We start from the raw sequence: 16,409 nt of genomic DNA, 5'->3' as shown, positions 1-16,409 counted from the left end.
GCAAAGTTAAGGGATTGACCTTTTTTATTGGATAATTCTATAAATAGCAACTTGAATTACTTAGTATTTGCTTTAATTATTATTGCTGTATTGGAAAGCTTCTCGGGCAAATTATTCAATCCGGAGATACGGGGTGTAAATAATATTATAGGAATTATAATTGTTATCGTGGTGATTATATATATGGGCTTACGCCCTGTATCATCTGTCTTCGGAGATACGCAGGCCTATGCAATTTCATTTCACAGGCTACAGTTGAGTGACAGTCAGTTCCACATACTAAATGATGGCGAATGGGTGTTCAACACCATAATGTTTTGGTTTGCCAAGAACGGCAATATCCATACTTTCTTTTTGTTTTGTTCTACTGTTTATGTGGGCACGCTTTGGTGGGCTTTGGTACGTATATTCAAAGAAGATTACCTGATACCGTTTATAGTGGCAATAGGGATGTTTACTTTTTGGAGTTATGGTGTTAATGGTGTTCGAAACGGGATGGCTGCATCAATTATAATTCTGGCATTTACTTTCAGGCAAAACCCTGTTTGGTTGGTAATATTATGTTTTTTGGGAGCAGGAATCCACAATTCCATGTATCTTACGCTGGCAGCTGGCGGAGTAGCATTTTTTGCAAAGGATTCAAAAATATATTTATCCATTTGGTTGGCATGCATTCTCATATCTCTGATATCAGGAAATTTGTTTGCTGATATGATAGCAGGTAGCAACCTCATTGAAGATGACCGTTTTGCAAGCTATATAGCAGGCGATAATACCCAAAGTGTATTCAGCAATAAAGGATTCAGATGGGATTTTCTGTTATACAGCTCAATTCCGGTCGCAGCAGGTTATTACTTTATATTCAAAGAAAAATATACCGATATATTTTACATCTGGTTATTTAACATTTACCTGATGACCAATGCTTTTTGGATCATTATTATCAGAGCGAGTTTTTCTAACCGTTTTGCACAAATATCATGGTTTCTAATGCCTCTGATATTGATCTATCCGTTCTTTATGAAAAAGTTCTGGAATGATCAATCCGTCAAAATCGGATATATTGTGATTATTTCCTATTCATATACGTTTTATCTGACATTTATTAAATAATGAAAAAACTAATGCGTATAGCCGCAGCGCCTATCTCTCTTGATGTATTGTTGCGCGGACAGCTTAAATTTTTCAATAATTATTACGAAGTTATAGCTGTAGCATCACCCAATGAAATAATACATAGGAAAATATCGGAACGTGAAGGTGTGCGTACTGTTGAACTTAAGATAGAACGCAAGATATCTTTGTTGGAAGACTTAAAGTCATTAATTAAATTATATTTTCTTTTCCGGAGAGAAAAGCCGGATATAGTACATTCGTTAACTCCTAAAGCCGGATTGTTATCCATGGTGGCGGCGAAAGCCGCAAATGTACCGGTCCGGATACATACTTTCACCGGACTCATTTTTCCCTGGAGAAAAAGAGCCGTAAGTATGTTACTGAAAACAATGGATAGGTTGACTTGTATGGCTGCGACAAATGTCATACCAGAAGGCCAGGGTATAAGGAAAGAACTGATAACGCATTCAATAACAAACAAGCTATCGGCGGTATTGGCAAATGGTAATATAAATGGAGTGGATCTCGAGTATTTTAAGCCTGTGCCTTCCACTTTTGAAAGGTCTTTTACACGCTTTATTTTTGTAGGGCGGGTGGTCCGCGATAAAGGAATAGAAGAATTGAAAGAGGCCTTCGAGCGGCTAAACAATGCTGAGTTGATTATTGTCGGCCCTTTCGAACAAAACCTTAATCCATTAAATGAAGACTGTTATAAATGGGTCAGAGAAGGAAAAGGAGTAACAAGTGTCGGATTTAAAGAAGATATACGTCCATATCTCGCAGATGCAGATGTATTGGTATTACCATCGCACCGGGAAGGTTTCCCCAATACGCCTTTACAGGCCGGAGCAATGGGTCTTCCTACCATAGCGACAGATATATGCGGATGTAATGAAATTATTATAAACGGAATAACCGGATTATTAGTTGAACCCCGTAATGCAGATCATCTATACGAAGCGATGAAATTGCTATCAGAAAATCTGGTTTTAAGAAAAGAAATGGGCCTAAAAGCCAGGGTGCACATTGCTGAAAAATTTTCACATTGGAATGTCTGGGACGCATTATTACATTTTTACCAGAATGTATCGTAGGTTTTTTAAACGTTTTTTCGATATCATAGGGGCTGTCACTGGTCTTATATTAATATTCCCGGTATTATTTATCACAGGAGTGGTATTAGCTATAGTCAATCACGGATCTCCTTTTTTTGTTCAGCAACGGCCTGGCCGGAAAGGAAAGATATTTAAAATAATCAAGTTCAAAACGATGAATGATAAACGGGATGAAAATGGGAATTTATTACCTGATATGGAAAGGATACATCAGGCCGGAAGATTTATCAGGTCGACTTCTATAGATGAATTACCTCAAATAATAAACGTCTTACGTGGCGACATGAGCTTTATCGGTCCGCGTCCATTATTGAAAGAATATCTCCCGTTATACACATCAGAGCAAGGCAGCCGGCACAAAGTGAGGCCGGGAATAACCGGATGGGCACAGGTTAAGGGACGCAATACCATTTCGTGGAGACAAAAATTTGAATATGATATATGGTATGTAAATAATATAAACTTAAAAACCGACATCAAAGTCGGATGGATGACCATAAAAAAAATAGTAGCACGTGATGGGATAAATGCAGAAGAGAATATCACCATGATACCGTTTGACGTATTCTATCACAAAACAAAGTCGAAATTGCAATAAAGAACCAATAATTCAATATGAAAAACTTAATTGTTTTCGGAGCAGGAGATCTGGGGAAACATATCGTTTACAATAAACATATGTTTGATAATAAATACAATATACTTGGTTTTATGGATGAAGACATCAACAAGGTTGGATCTCAACTTTGCGGAATACCTGTATTCGGTACAGACTATTTGCAATCAAATAAAAGAAATAATCTACATATGATTATTGCGATAAGTTCCCCTAAAGCAAAGGAAGAAATTTTAAAGAAAATGATGTCTTATGATATCACTTTCCCCAATTTTATTTCCCGTGATGCATGGATATCTAAAAAGGTGAAAACAGGACGTGGAATATTGATATATCCAAATAGTACTGTCGATTTCGAAACTGAAATAGAGGATTTTGTAACCATTAACGCCGGATGTTCTGTCGGACATAATGTAACAATAGGCCGTTTTTCTACATTAGCACCCGGAGTCAACCTTGCCGGACACACAAAAATCGGAGAGAAAGCCGATCTGGGTATTGGATGCTGTACTATACAAAAAATCAAAATTGGCAACAGGAGTATAATAGGTGGTCAGGCAATGCTGATACAAGATGTTGAACCCGGACAAACAGTTGCCGGAGTACCTGCAAAAACAATTAAATAATATGGAACTGAAAAAAATATGGTTGTCCCTTGCCCAAATGGGAGGACAAGAGCAGCAATATATCCATGATGCCTTTGATAAGAATTGGATAGCTCCCCTCGGGCCCAATGTTACCGGATTCGAGCAAGACCTAAAGGACTATCTGGGTGAAAATTGCCATGTAACAGCCCTTAGCGCCGGAACAGCAGCATTACATCTGGCTATGGTGCAATTGGGTGTCGGATTAGGTGATGAAGTTATATGCCAATCATTTACATTTTCGGCTTCAGCCAATCCCATCATATATCAGAATGCAACACCTATATTTGTAGACAGCGAACCCGAAACATGGAATATATCTCCCACGCTGCTGGAAAAAGCTATCATTGACCGAAAGATAAAAACAGGGAAATACCCCAAAGCTATTATTATCGTAGACCTCTATGGTATGCCTGCAAAAATGGATGAAATCACCACCATCTCCTCAACATATAATATACCGCTGATAGAGGATGCCGCTGAGGCATTAGGATCTGAATACAAGGGCCGAAAATGTGGCACATTTGGCGAATATGGCGTACTGTCGTTCAACGGGAACAAGATTATAACTACTTCTGGGGGCGGGGCATTGGTCTGTAAAAGCCGCGAACGAGCGCAACAAACTATTTTTCTTGCCACTCAGGCAAAAGAAAACAAGCCCTATTATCATCATAAGGAAATAGGCTATAATTACAGGTTAAGTAATATTTGTGCAGGTATAGGCCGGGGACAGATGAAGGTATTGCCCGGACATTTATTGCGAAGGCGTGAAATTCATTCTCTCTATTCGGAATTATTAGCAGATGTAAAAGGGATATCTGTCATGCAATGCAACAGGAGAACATATAATTCGAACTATTGGCTAACCTGCATCACCGTCAACAGCGAGCTATTGAATATAACAGCCGATAATATACGCTTGCACCTTGATTCTGTAAATATAGAATCGCGGCTGCTATGGAAACCATTGCATACTCAACCCGTATTTGAGTCTTATCCTGCATATACAGACGGTACTTCTGAGGGACTTTTCCAGATCGGGCTTTGCCTGCCCTCCGGCCCGTCACTAACAAATGAGGATATAGAAAGAGTGGTGGCAGAATTGAAGAAACGCATACAAAATCACAAATGTCAATAATCTCAATTTTTAATACTTAAGAAATATATTATGGGAATAGCCTCAAAATTACTTATTGGGACATGTATCGCAGTGATATCGTGTTCGTGCGCTTCATCGAAGAGAGTAGCTTACTTTCAGGATATAGACAAGAAGCATGATCTCACTGCTTATGAAAATTACGAACCCCAAATAAAGAAAGACGATTTGCTTAATATCGTTGTATCGGGTCCGGATAAAGATGTTATTTCACCATATAATAGTGATAGAAAGTCTTATCTGGTGGATATAAACGGTTTCATCAATATTCCTGTATTAGGGAAGATGCGGGTTGAGGGACTCACTTTGCGTGAACTGTCAAATGAACTTACCGCTCAAATATCCAAAGATATAAAGAATCCTATTGTGAACGTATCATTTATGAACTATAAAGTAACAGTATTAGGAGAAGTACGTACACCAGGCACATTCACCATGGAAAGCGAAAAGACAACTATTTTACAAGCCTTGGGCATGGCCGGAGATCTTACTCTCGGGGCCAAACGAAACGATATACTGTTGATCCGGGAAATAAATGGTAAATATGAACACATAAAAATCGACCTTCGCAAGACTGATATTCTTTCTTCTCCATATTATTACCTATGTCAAAACGATGTTATCTATGTAACTCCTTCATCCTCGAGGGCATTCTCAGGTTCCAGTCAATCTTCCTTTTTGCCTGTAGTTACATCCTCTTTAGGTTTAATAGTATCATTGGTGGCATTAATAATGAGTAATTGATTAAATATTACGGTTTAAACTATTAATAAAAATATTCTGAGACAAGCATGATTGATAGAGAATTCTTGAAGGACAAAGGGCAACTAACGAAAATCGACTTTCGAAAAATACGCATCATTATATGGAATATGAAGTATATATTATTATTGTCGGTAATAGTGTGCCTGGCAGGAGCTTATGTCTATCTCAGTTATACTGCACCGATCTATAAAAAGAATATTACGGTTGTGCTCAAAAACCAACAAAACCAATATTCAGATAATTATCAATTGATTTCAAATGCTTTAGGTGTTGAAAATAAGACAAGTTATGAAAATCAAACATTCATTCTGAGATCTGTGAAATTGATGAGCCGGGTTGTTGAAGCGGGAGAGTTTAATGTAAGATATTTCAATATCGGTCATTTTGTTGACACAGAGAAATATACCAGTTCTCCGATAAAATTCTTATTTAGTCCGGCAGAGGGACAGGAAATTGCCAATATCAATATGGAAATATCTTTCCCGGGGGATAAAGAAATACAGATAGACACCCTGCTAGTCAATAATACTCCTGCGCTCTTATCTGTAAAAACAGTTGAATTAGGACAAATAATCAATACTTCTATAGGTGATATGAAATTTATGGCAAAGAACGAAACTGATCTATCCGGACAAAAAGGAAAGATGCGTATTACACATTCCGGTATAGAAAAAACTGCCCGAGAGTTGGTTTCGTCTCTTGAGATTATATCCTCCATACAACAACCGGATGCTTTAATCATCTCATTAAAAGAAAAACATCCGAAGCGGGCAGAAGATATATTGAATATATTGATTGATGAATATAATATCCTGACTAAGGAAAATGACAGCCAAAGTATCCTAAGTACAATATCATTCCTTGATGAACGGATTATCGGATTGGAAGAAGAACTGAAGGAAGTCGAAGGATCATATACAGATTATAAGGCTGCCAACGGATTGCTCGATCTTAATTCGCAATCCCAGATAGCAGTAACCTCCAGCCAAAGTTATAAAGACCGGTTAAATGAGCTCTCTTTACAATTTAGTTTACTAAAAAGTATCAAAGAATCTTTTCAGGGCGATACTTACCAACTCATCCCAGTTAATATAGGTATTATAGATGCTACATTAAACTCGTCAATTTCGCAATATAACCAGCTTGTTATCGACCGGAACAGAATGTTGGCCGGGTCCAGCGAGAATAATCCTAAGGTTCAATCTACAAGCGATTTATTAGCTGCATTGAAAGGGAACATCATACAATCAATTGATAACCTGGAAGACAGTCATGAACTTCGGCTGCAATCTATAGCTCAACAACAAAACCAGAATCAACGCAAATTAGTAACGATGCCGTCAAAACAGTTGGCCCTGACACGTATGTCGCATTTACAGCAGGTAAAGGAGCCGCTTTATATTCTTTTGCAACAAAAGAGGGAAGAAGCATTACTGATGCTGTCATCATTATCTGATGAAGCTTATGTTGTAGATAAGGCCTTCGGTCCAAACGACCCGGTCTTCCCCAGAGGAAAGGATATTTACATACTTGCCTTCGTTCTGGCACTTGTTATTCCTATATTAATAGTATTTGTAATGAATCTCCTACGGGATAAGATCCTTTTCGAAAAAGATATTATCGACCGTACCGACATTCCTTTATTAGGAGTGGTACCCTCGGCTTTAAAAAACAAGAAGTCGCCAATGAAAGCCCAGATAGTGACCGATGCCGGCCGAGACCCTCTTACTGAAAGTTTTCGAATGTTACGGTCTAAATTAGAAAATATTGGAATTAATAAGAGAAAACAAGGAGGGCTAATTTTGCAGATTTCCTCATCCGGTCCATGGGAAGGTAAGAGCTTTATTTCTATCAATATGGCTTTGTCTTTGGCATATTTAGGAAAAAAGGTATTACTCATAGGGGCTGATCTTCATAAGCCCGCGCTTAGCAAATATCTGAACATAGACAGTAATAAGGCAGGCCTGTCTACATACCTGGCAGGAATGGAAAAAGATATACATAATAGTATAATTCAACATGAAGACGCCGAAAACTTAGATATTATTCCGGCCGGTCCGATACCGTTAAAACCCAGCGAACTACTTTCTCTGCCTTTGTTTGGCGAAACATTAGATAAATTGAGGGATGAATATGATTATATAATAATTGATTCGGCTCCATTCCTGGCAGTATCCAGCGGGTTTATTATCAGTAAATATGTCGATTGCACGCTGTATATTTTAAGATATGGCTACACCAGATTCTCCATCATCGATACTCTGAATAATATAATCCGGGAAGGCAGTCTTAATTCAGTCATGCTTATGCTAAATGCCGTGAATTTCAAGAAAAAGTCGATTTATGGAATGGGTGGATTAGGGGAAGGTTATAGTTATGGATATGGATACATCAATTATGGGAAAAAGTAAGAGCCGGAAAGTTGCTATTTTTTATCTGAAAAACTTATTTCGATTATAACGAAGAGAAAACCTATAAAATCTTCATACAATACGAATTCCTTCAATTTTCGAGTAATTATTTTATGAAGATTCTTATAAAGAAAATTATTAACCAAAAAGAAAAAAAAATGAAAAAGAACAGTGAAGATTTGAAAAAAGAGTATGTATCACCTCTTATTGAGATTATTGAGGTGGATGTAGAAGAAGGCTTTGCGATGTCAACCGGAACTGAAATTAAAGGGGCGGCTCACGACTTTACAACAAATAGCTTCGGTAGTAGAGACGGCGGCAGTACAATGGGTGATTTTTAATTTTTAAATTAATAGTATAAAAATTTGAAGGCAATGAAAAAAGTAATATTTGTAGCTTTAATTCTAATTATCAATTTGTGGTCGTGTTCTCAGAGTGATGAAACGGAGACCACTTCAGATGATTATGTGAATGTGACGATCGGTTCCGAATCAAGGAGCCTTAAAAGTATAATAGAACCTGGGGGCACAACGACATGGAATATTGACGATGAAGTAAAAATAATAGATGTAGATGGAGCTCCCAGAACATTTACTTATGGAGGTACGACGGCACAGAGATCGGCTGAATTCAAAGGAACATTGAAAGCCGGCCAAGGGAAAAAAATTTACAGGGCATATCATGTTTCTACAAAATCTAATTGTGTATTGCAAGATGGTCATATTCTTGCTGTCGAAAGGGAAAATCTTAATATAACTGAAGATTTGCTAAATCTAAGTTCGGCTTATTTCGGTACATATTGTCCTATGATAGCTATCCCTGTTGAGTTTAACGCCGAAAATCCAGATGATCCGAAATTATTCCAGTTTCACCATTTGACTTCAATGATTGAGGCCAGAGTCAGTTTGAGGGAGACTGAAGACGAAGAATTTTTAAATAAAATATGCGATAAGGTTGTGTTTGAGATTAAGGCGGTAAATTCAAAACCATTTTATACAAAAGTTGAATTTGATTTGAATTTACTTGGAACAAACAGTAATGTGGAGGACCTCAATGAATGTATAATAAATATGGATGATGAATCCGGGAAAGTGGATTTCATGTCTACTACAGTGAATATAAACGAACGTACCATAAGAGAGCTTATGCAGGAAAATGCGGGATTAAAATCTTTTCCAATCCCTATCTTTGCTTTTCCTACAAATGACAGTTTCGAGTATATAGCAACCGTATATTTTTATTATCAAGAGAATATTCAATTGCAAATGGAAGGTAGCCAGGTAGCGACCGGATTGAATCCTGTCGGGTTAAATGTTTTAGGATTCGATTATAAAAAGATTGTTAGATAATAACTATTAAAAAAATTATACTATAAAGGGTCAATACTGTTATTGCAATAGTAATGATCCTTTATAGTCGTATATAAACTATATCAGTATGAGAATTCGGGAAGGATTTAGAGTTCAGTCTGTTGGGGACGAGAATATAATACTCTTACAAGGTACATACGGCATTGATACCACCAAAATAGTTTCATTAAACGAAACAGCCCTATTATTATGGAACCTGTATAGGGATAAGGAATTTACAAAAGACCAGATAGCGTCTACACTTATCAAAGAATTTGGAGTAAGAGAAGAACTCGCAGTTAGAGATGCCAGCCTGTGGATTGATGCATTAGTCCGGAATGGATTTATAGAACAGTAATAATACATTTAATGGAAATGCTTTTTTTACTGCTCAAACTTAGCCTCAACATGAACAAAGATGAGGTTGAGTACTCCTCTCACGTACTTAAAAATAATAAGAATGAAAATTGGAAACAATTATTTAATCTTTCAATACGACAAGGGGTACTGTTACTTTCTTATGAGGGAATACAATATTTGCCGGCAAGTTTACAACCTCCCCGCAACCTCAAATTGCGTTGGTGCGTAAACGTGGTAAAAGGTAAAGAAAGGTATGACCATTATAAAGAAGTGATAACAAAATTATCCGGTTTATTCTTTAATAATAATCTGAAGCTTGTTTTAATAAAGGGCATTACTATTGCAGAACTGTATCCCGTCCCATCTCTCAGGGAAAGCGGTGATATAGACATTTGCTTATTAGAAAAGGCCGGACAGGTTGACAACCTGCTTGAAACCCTGGGTGTAAGAAAAGAAAAAGGTATACCTAAACATACAACTTTTTTCATAGATGGGATTCCTATAGAAAACCATTATACATTTTTCGATACTTCTTTGACGTTTCGAAGAGAAAGACAATTGTATCAGAAAATGGAGAATATACTCAAAGGTATGCTCTCCGAAGAATCTTATATCTCTATAAATGAGAACAATATCTTTCAGCTACCTCCACAGGCGGCAGCTTTGTACATTATAGGCCATACGTTCAGGCATTTTTGCTGTTTGGATACAAATATAAGGCAACTATGCGACTGGACAATATTTTTTAGTAAATACAAGAATAATATAGACTATGAGTTGTTGTCTTCTCAGGTATGCGAATTAGGTTTAAACGATTTTGTAAGCCATATCAATGATTTTTGCTTCCTTAAACTTGGGTTCAGGCCATACTTCATGGCCTCGCCAAAAATGGATACAAAAGCAGAGTTAATGATATTAAAAACAATTATGAGATATAGAGTGACTCCTGTTATACACGTCCCGGTTATTGGCGTCATAGCCTATCTCTTTCGAAGGAATAATTTGTATAAAAGATATTTAGGAAGAGTAAATCTTTCCGAGTTTTTACTTCCGGAACTCAAAAGTTATTTTCTATATCTGCTGAAAAAGAGATGGCGCCGCGTTAAAAAAGAAATAGAGGCGTAGAAGCCCTGAATAGTATAATTAGAATGAATAAAATATATTCCATCGCAGGATTGAATGTAAAACTGAGTGGGGAAGATACCCTGCAAAAAATAATAAGGTTGCCCGGATTTAAAATATTTGAAATTGAGAATAAAGAGACATTAACCATAGATATACACATCTATACTGACAGGAATATGGATAATGTTTACCGACAGAATATAAATTTTATACATCGTTTTAAGATATTGGATATACAGCATTCTTTTTCAATAAGCAAAGAGGGATATCTTTACGAAATGTATCACCGGGACGGTAGAAAAATAGCCGGCATTCTCCACGATACACGAAGCGATGATGTTTTTATATCTTCCTGCACATGCGACATGTATCTCAAATATATCATTTGGGTGGCGTTTACTGTATCTGCAATAAAAAAGAAAGTAATCCCGGTGCATGCATCATCAATAGTAAAAAAATCAAAAGCTGTCCTATTCCTCGGAGAATCGGGAACAGGCAAAAGTACACATACAAGATTATGGCTACAGCATATTGAGAATTGTTATTTGCTGAATGACGATTCTCCATTATTGTGTGTTAAAGATAACAATATATTTGTTTGCGGCTCCCCGTGGAGTGGCAAAGTCCATTGTTACCGGCAAGCCATGCTTCCCCTAAAGGCAATAGTCAGGCTTACCCAATGTTCCGAGAACAAAATTAGCCATAGAGATAACTTAACGGCTATAGGTGCTGTACACCCGTCTTTTCCTCCTTTTTTAGCTTATGATGAATCATTCTCGGAAAAAGTGATCCAGATAATAGACAAAATCGTTAAAACCACACCTATATATAGCCTTGAATGTCGCCCCGACAGACAAGCTGCTGAAATTGCTTCCGCGATGATATACCAGTTGGGATGAATGCTAAAGAGATACCTAATAATCTATTTTTTAGTAATATCAAAGATATCCTCAATTCGGGAAATTCTGTAGAACTGAAGATCAAAGGTACAAGTATGCACCCTACATTAGTGAATGGGAAACATAAAGTTGTACTGATACCATACCGGCAACAACAGATACGGATTGGGACTATAGCGCTTTTTGGATACAGGGGAAAATATATACTGCACCGGCTGATATCTATAAGTGAAGATCATCTGATATTTCAGGGAGATAATCTTCCGTCTGTGAGAGAATATGTTGAGGAAAAAGACGTAGTTGCGATCGTCGAATTCATCATTACGCCAGCCGGCAAAATTATAGATTATAAAAAGTTTAGCCCTCGCATTAAAGACAGATTGCGGCGATCTTTATACCAATATTATTTAATGTGTATTATTAAATTGAAGCGATTTGGTATAATCCATTATATAACACTATGAAAAAAAGGGAGCAATATTTGGATACATTAAGGTCTGTGGCTTGTATATTTGTCGTACTTACACATAGTACACTTCCCTTAAACACCTCGGATACAAGCTATACCCATGCCTTTATCTCATTTATTTGTTCTCCAAGCTCTGAACTTTTTCTGGCCGTTTCAGGAGCTTTATTATTACCGGTGTGCAGACCGGCTAAAGAGTTCCTAAAAAAAAGATTTATGCGGGTGTTTCCGCCATTGCTCTTCTGGTCTTGTACCATTGTTATCTACAGGTATTTTAGAAATTTCGTTTCGCTCGACGAAACTTGTATCTCTTTAATATGTATTCCTTTTAAACCGGTTTTAAGTGTTTATTGGTTTTTCTATGTAATTTCCGGACTATATATTTTTGCTCCTATTATTTCGAAGTGGCTGCTAAATAGTACACGAAATGAAATGCGTTTGTTCCTCTTTTTATGGATTATAACGCTTGCCTTAGCTTCAGTGAGCATATTATTGGATAATAAATTGGTGCCGGTAAATGGAAGTTATTATTTCATACTCAATAGTTTCGGAGGGTTTCTTGGCTTTATGATATTAGGCAGTCTCTTACGCAACCACACATCCGGGCGAACTGTAAAACATAATATTGTCATTCCACTTGTTATCCTGTTTTCATTGTTTATCGTTGCTGTTATTGGCTACAAAACGCGGATACTTACAGCCGGTTTTTTCATAGAGAATCTATCATTACCCACTGCATTAATGGTATATGCTGTTTTTATGCTTTTTAAAGACATCAGGTTCGATAATAAAATAATCATCAGAATTATAACCGAAATAGCTACTTGCTCGTACGGAATATATCTGATACATATTTTAGTTAACAGAAATATTGTCCGGAATCTACTCGGATATATCGGGGTAACGGATTACCACGCCATAATCACATCATCTCTTTCATTAATATTATCCTTGGGTATTTCGTATGGCATAATAAAATTAATAAAACTTTTGCCTTATAGCAAATACATTGTGGGATAGGTTAATGTAAACGGTAATACCTGAACAGATAATGAAAAAGCACTTGTTCATTTCCATCCAATATATGGAAATAGGTGGGGTCGAGCGTTCCTTATTGGGGCTGTTGGATAGCATAGACTATTCCCGGTACGAAGTGGATCTGTTTATTTATCGGCATTCGGGTGAGTTAATGCAATTTATACCCTCTAAGGTTAACCTTCTACCCGAGATTCCGGCCTATACAGCCTTAACGCGGCCTATTATACAGATTATCGGCGAAGGTTACCGGATGATAGCTTTGCAAAGACTGATTGCGAAATTTCAGGCCTGGCGCTTTAACAGGAAGGATAATAAAGATGAAAACTTCTCCATATATCAGTATGTAGCATCGGCCACAACGCCTTATTTACCTTCGATAAACGATACAAATTATGATCTGGCAATAAGTTTTATTGCCCCGCATAATATAGTAAAGGACAAAATAAAAGCAAAACGCAAGGTAGCATGGATCCACACTGATTACTCGAATGTAACGATAGATGTAAAAGAAGAATTGCAAATATGGTAGGAGTACGATCATATAGCGGCTGTTTCGGAAGATGTAAAAATAGCCTTCGTATCAAAATTCCCTTCTTTGGCATATAAAATTATTGTTATTGAAAATATTCTTTCTGTAAATTTTGTCCGCGAACAGGCTTTATTGGAAAAACCCAAACTGGATGGGCAAATTAAGCTCCTGACTGTCGGGCGTTTCTGCTACCCAAAGGCATTCGATCTCGCTGTGCGTATTTGTGCCGGATTGGTGGACAAAGGAGTACCTGTTAAGTGGTATGCCATAGGGTATGGAGATGAAAAGCCTATTCTGGATGCGATAAAAGAATATAATATGCAAGAACATTTTATTATATTGGGTAAGAGGACGAATCCTTATCCTTATATAGCCGCTTGCAACATTTATATTCAGCCATCCCGATATGAGGGTAAAGCCGTTACCGTAAGGGAAGCTCAAATAATAGGAAAGCCGGTTGTAATAACTGCCTTTAATACTTCCGAAAGCCAGTTGAAAAATGGATTCGACGGGCTTATTGTTCCTATGAACATCGAAGATGCAGTATCCGGAATCAAAACCCTTATTGAGGACAAATCCTTACAGGATAAATTCAGGGAAAATATGTCAGCCCGAGATTATGGGAACTCTAAAGAAGTGGAGCTTGTATATAAATTGATACCGTAAATTATGAAATTGTTATACATAACAAATGGCATTACAGGTGCAGGAGGGCTTGAACGTGTACTTTCGGTAAAGGCCACATACCTTGCGGATAATTTAGGTTACGAGATTTGTATACTATCACTTAACGAAAAAGGGAAAGAACCATTCTATAAATTTAGTGACAAAATAGCTTTTTGCTCTATAGATACAACAAAAAGCAAGACCATGTATTTTTCGGGAATATATTATGCCGTCAAAGAATTTGATCCTGATATTATTTCCGTTTGTGACGACGGTCTAAAAGGTTTTTTTATTCCCTTATGGATCAGGAGCAGTGCCAGGATTATTTACGAAAGACATGTTTCGAAAGAAATGGTCACACAGCTCCGGAAACCTTCTTTCAAGCAAAAAATAGCTTTTTTATTAATGGATATAGGGAGCCGCCTCTTTGATAGGTTTATAGTGCTCACTTGTGATAATAAAAAACAGTGGAAATCTAAAAATATAGAAATAATACCCAACCCTCTTCCTTTTTATCCTGATATTGTATCTAAATTGGACTGCAAGCGCATTATTTCCGTAGGAAAGATTACCAGACAAAAAGGTTATGACCGTTTAAGAGAAGCGTGGAAGTTAATTGAGCATAGCCATCCCGGCTGGAAGATCGATATATACGGTTTGGTTTCCGATGATTGCAAATCGCTGGAAGGCATCGAAATAACATCTATAAACATAAAGAACCCCGTGAAAGATATAGAAAATGAATACTTGTCATCATCCATTTATGCTTTACCCTCCCGTTTTGAAGGATTCGGCATGGTACTTATTGAAGCCATGTCGTGTGGAATACCATGCGTAGCTTTCGACTGCCCTTGCGGCCCTCGGGATATTATCACAAATGGAGAGGATGGTTTCATAGTAGAGAATGGGAATATTGAACAGTTTGCAGAAAAGCTTTCCATACTGATTGAAGATGAACAGTTACGTAAAAGCATGGGCGAACATGCCCGTCGCAATGTACAACGTTACGATGTTCATGTAATAACCAGACAATGGGATAAGCTTTTTAAAAGTCTATGATAAGTATAATTGTACCTGTTTACAATGCGGAAAACCACCTGCGTACATGTCTCGACAGCCTGCTGAGGCAGACATATACAGACATAGAAGTAATATGTGTCGATGACGGTTCGCAAGATAAAAGCGATTCTATCTTAGCCGGTTATTCATGCAGTGATAGCCGTTTCAAATTACTTACACAGGAAAACAGCGGGATATCTTCGGCTCGTAACAGAGGTATTGAAGAGGCTCAAGGCGAATGGATTATGTTTGTAGATTCAGATGACTGGATAGATATCACCACATGCGAGAAAGTAATGGACTTGGCTGAAGAGTATAACCCGGATGTCGTTTTCTGGTCATATATCCGCGAATTTGAAAATGAAAGATCATCTCCCCGTTTTTTAATGAATGAAAATAAGTTATTCGACGAAGGCAATATACAATCATTACATCGCCGGATAGTGGGTCCGGTAGGACAAGAATTGAGAAATCCGGCGTTGCTTCATTCATGGGGTACTGCATGGGGTAAACTCTATACCAAAAACGCCATATCTGAATTTAGATTTACCGACACCAAAGTTATCGGTACTGCCGAAGATGCCTTGTTCAACATAGAAGTTTTTACTCTTATAAAGAGGGCTTTATATATTAATCAGCCTTTTTATCATTACCGGAAAAGCCGGGATTCATTTACCGGCGGATACAATAAAGATTTGAATGAACGGTGGATAAATCTTTACACAATAATATCAGATATTATCACCGCGAATAATCTTCCGGCTGATTTCCATAAAGCTCTTGATAACCGTACCGCATTAGGTATGATCGGCCAGGGTATAAATGAATGCAGATCATCACGGAACCCGCTAGGCAAGATAGCTGCAATAAAACATATAATAATGCAAGATCATTATCGTATTGCAGTACAAAACCTGCCGCTCAAATATTTTCCTCCCCATTGGTATTTCTTTTTCCAGGCAGTTAAAACCGGTAAAGCCAGCATTCTTTATCTCCTATTACTTATTATGAAATATTGTAGATTTATCTGAATAAGGAGATCCACAATCATCATTATTCTGTATAATATACAGTTTGTCCTTTACAAACAATGCC

General features: G+C 37.3%; 18 protein-coding genes. All 18 read left to right on the top strand.

Annotated features, from left to right (window positions below):
- Positions 1 to 51: 51 nt before the first annotated feature.
- The 18 genes from ACFO6W_RS09110 (at position 52) to ACFO6W_RS09025 (ending at position 16,345) form a co-directional block, all read left to right on the top strand.
- On the top strand, positions 52 to 1,113 hold the full coding sequence (locus tag ACFO6W_RS09110) for an EpsG family protein (RefSeq protein ID WP_379995549.1): 1,062 nt from the start codon (positions 52 to 54) through the stop codon (positions 1,111 to 1,113).
- Entirely contained in the window at positions 1,113 to 2,210 is a 1,098-nt protein-coding gene (locus ACFO6W_RS09105) for a glycosyltransferase family 4 protein (RefSeq protein ID WP_379995546.1), read from the top strand. Before ACFO6W_RS09110 ends, ACFO6W_RS09105 begins: the two co-directional genes overlap by 1 nt.
- Entirely contained in the window at positions 2,200 to 2,829 is a 630-nt protein-coding gene (locus ACFO6W_RS09100) for a sugar transferase (RefSeq protein ID WP_379995544.1), read from the top strand. Before ACFO6W_RS09105 ends, ACFO6W_RS09100 begins: the two co-directional genes overlap by 11 nt.
- 17 nt (positions 2,830 to 2,846) lie before the next feature.
- Complete coding sequence (locus ACFO6W_RS09095) at positions 2,847 to 3,473, top strand: acetyltransferase (RefSeq protein WP_379995541.1); 627 nt, start codon at positions 2,847 to 2,849, stop codon at positions 3,471 to 3,473.
- 1 nt (position 3,474) lies between these two features.
- The gene (locus ACFO6W_RS09090; RefSeq protein ID WP_379995539.1) at positions 3,475 to 4,629 is read left to right on the top strand and encodes a DegT/DnrJ/EryC1/StrS family aminotransferase; all 1,155 of its coding nucleotides are present in this window, start codon (positions 3,475 to 3,477) and stop codon (positions 4,627 to 4,629) included.
- 30 nt (positions 4,630 to 4,659) lie between these two features.
- Positions 4,660 to 5,391, top strand: coding sequence for a polysaccharide biosynthesis/export family protein (locus tag ACFO6W_RS09085; protein ID WP_379995536.1), 732 nt, complete (start codon positions 4,660 to 4,662; stop codon positions 5,389 to 5,391).
- Positions 5,392 to 5,438: 47 nt separating this feature from the next.
- Entirely contained in the window at positions 5,439 to 7,823 is a 2,385-nt protein-coding gene (locus ACFO6W_RS09080) for a GumC family protein (protein WP_379995534.1), read from the top strand.
- A gap of 158 nt (positions 7,824 to 7,981) precedes the next feature.
- Positions 7,982 to 8,164, top strand: coding sequence for a hypothetical protein (locus ACFO6W_RS09075; RefSeq protein WP_379995532.1), 183 nt, complete (start codon positions 7,982 to 7,984; stop codon positions 8,162 to 8,164).
- 33 nt (positions 8,165 to 8,197) lie between these two features.
- Positions 8,198 to 9,172: a hypothetical protein gene (locus ACFO6W_RS09070; protein WP_379995530.1), complete on the top strand. Its 975-nt coding sequence runs from the start codon at positions 8,198 to 8,200 to the stop codon at positions 9,170 to 9,172.
- An 88-nt stretch (positions 9,173 to 9,260) separates the two neighbouring features.
- Entirely contained in the window at positions 9,261 to 9,530 is a 270-nt protein-coding gene (locus ACFO6W_RS09065) for a PqqD family protein (RefSeq protein ID WP_379995527.1), read from the top strand.
- Between the two features lie 50 nt (positions 9,531 to 9,580).
- The gene (locus ACFO6W_RS09060; protein ID WP_379995525.1) at positions 9,581 to 10,657 is read left to right on the top strand and encodes a nucleotidyltransferase domain-containing protein; all 1,077 of its coding nucleotides are present in this window, start codon (positions 9,581 to 9,583) and stop codon (positions 10,655 to 10,657) included.
- A gap of 23 nt (positions 10,658 to 10,680) precedes the next feature.
- Positions 10,681 to 11,556 (top strand): hypothetical protein, encoded by an 876-nt coding sequence (locus ACFO6W_RS09055; RefSeq protein ID WP_379995523.1) that lies wholly within the window; start codon positions 10,681 to 10,683, stop codon positions 11,554 to 11,556.
- Complete coding sequence (locus ACFO6W_RS09050; protein WP_379995521.1) at positions 11,553 to 12,020, top strand: S24/S26 family peptidase; 468 nt, start codon at positions 11,553 to 11,555, stop codon at positions 12,018 to 12,020. The genes ACFO6W_RS09055 and ACFO6W_RS09050 overlap by 4 nt, the downstream gene beginning before the upstream one ends.
- Entirely contained in the window at positions 12,017 to 13,042 is a 1,026-nt protein-coding gene (locus ACFO6W_RS09045; protein WP_379995519.1) for an acyltransferase, read from the top strand. The genes ACFO6W_RS09050 and ACFO6W_RS09045 overlap by 4 nt, the downstream gene beginning before the upstream one ends.
- Positions 13,043 to 13,073: 31 nt before the next feature.
- The gene (locus ACFO6W_RS09040) at positions 13,074 to 13,589 is read left to right on the top strand and encodes a glycosyltransferase family protein (protein WP_379995517.1); all 516 of its coding nucleotides are present in this window, start codon (positions 13,074 to 13,076) and stop codon (positions 13,587 to 13,589) included.
- Positions 13,590 to 13,655: 66 nt separating this feature from the next.
- Positions 13,656 to 14,255 carry a glycosyltransferase gene (locus ACFO6W_RS09035; protein ID WP_379995515.1) on the top strand — a complete coding sequence of 200 codons (600 nt, stop codon included), beginning with the start codon at positions 13,656 to 13,658 and terminating at the stop codon, positions 14,253 to 14,255.
- 3 nt (positions 14,256 to 14,258) lie between these two features.
- Complete coding sequence (locus ACFO6W_RS09030) at positions 14,259 to 15,314, top strand: glycosyltransferase family 4 protein (RefSeq protein ID WP_379995513.1); 1,056 nt, start codon at positions 14,259 to 14,261, stop codon at positions 15,312 to 15,314.
- Entirely contained in the window at positions 15,311 to 16,345 is a 1,035-nt protein-coding gene (locus ACFO6W_RS09025) for a glycosyltransferase family 2 protein (protein WP_379995511.1), read from the top strand. The genes ACFO6W_RS09030 and ACFO6W_RS09025 overlap by 4 nt, the downstream gene beginning before the upstream one ends.
- Positions 16,346 to 16,409: the final 64 nt, after the last annotated feature.

The organism is Dysgonomonas termitidis, from assembly GCF_042654545.1.
GTDB classification, from domain to species: domain Bacteria; phylum Bacteroidota; class Bacteroidia; order Bacteroidales; family Dysgonomonadaceae; genus Dysgonomonas; species Dysgonomonas termitidis.
The sequence above is the reverse complement of the archived record's forward strand: the minus strand, read 5'-3'. Positions and strand labels throughout refer to the sequence as shown.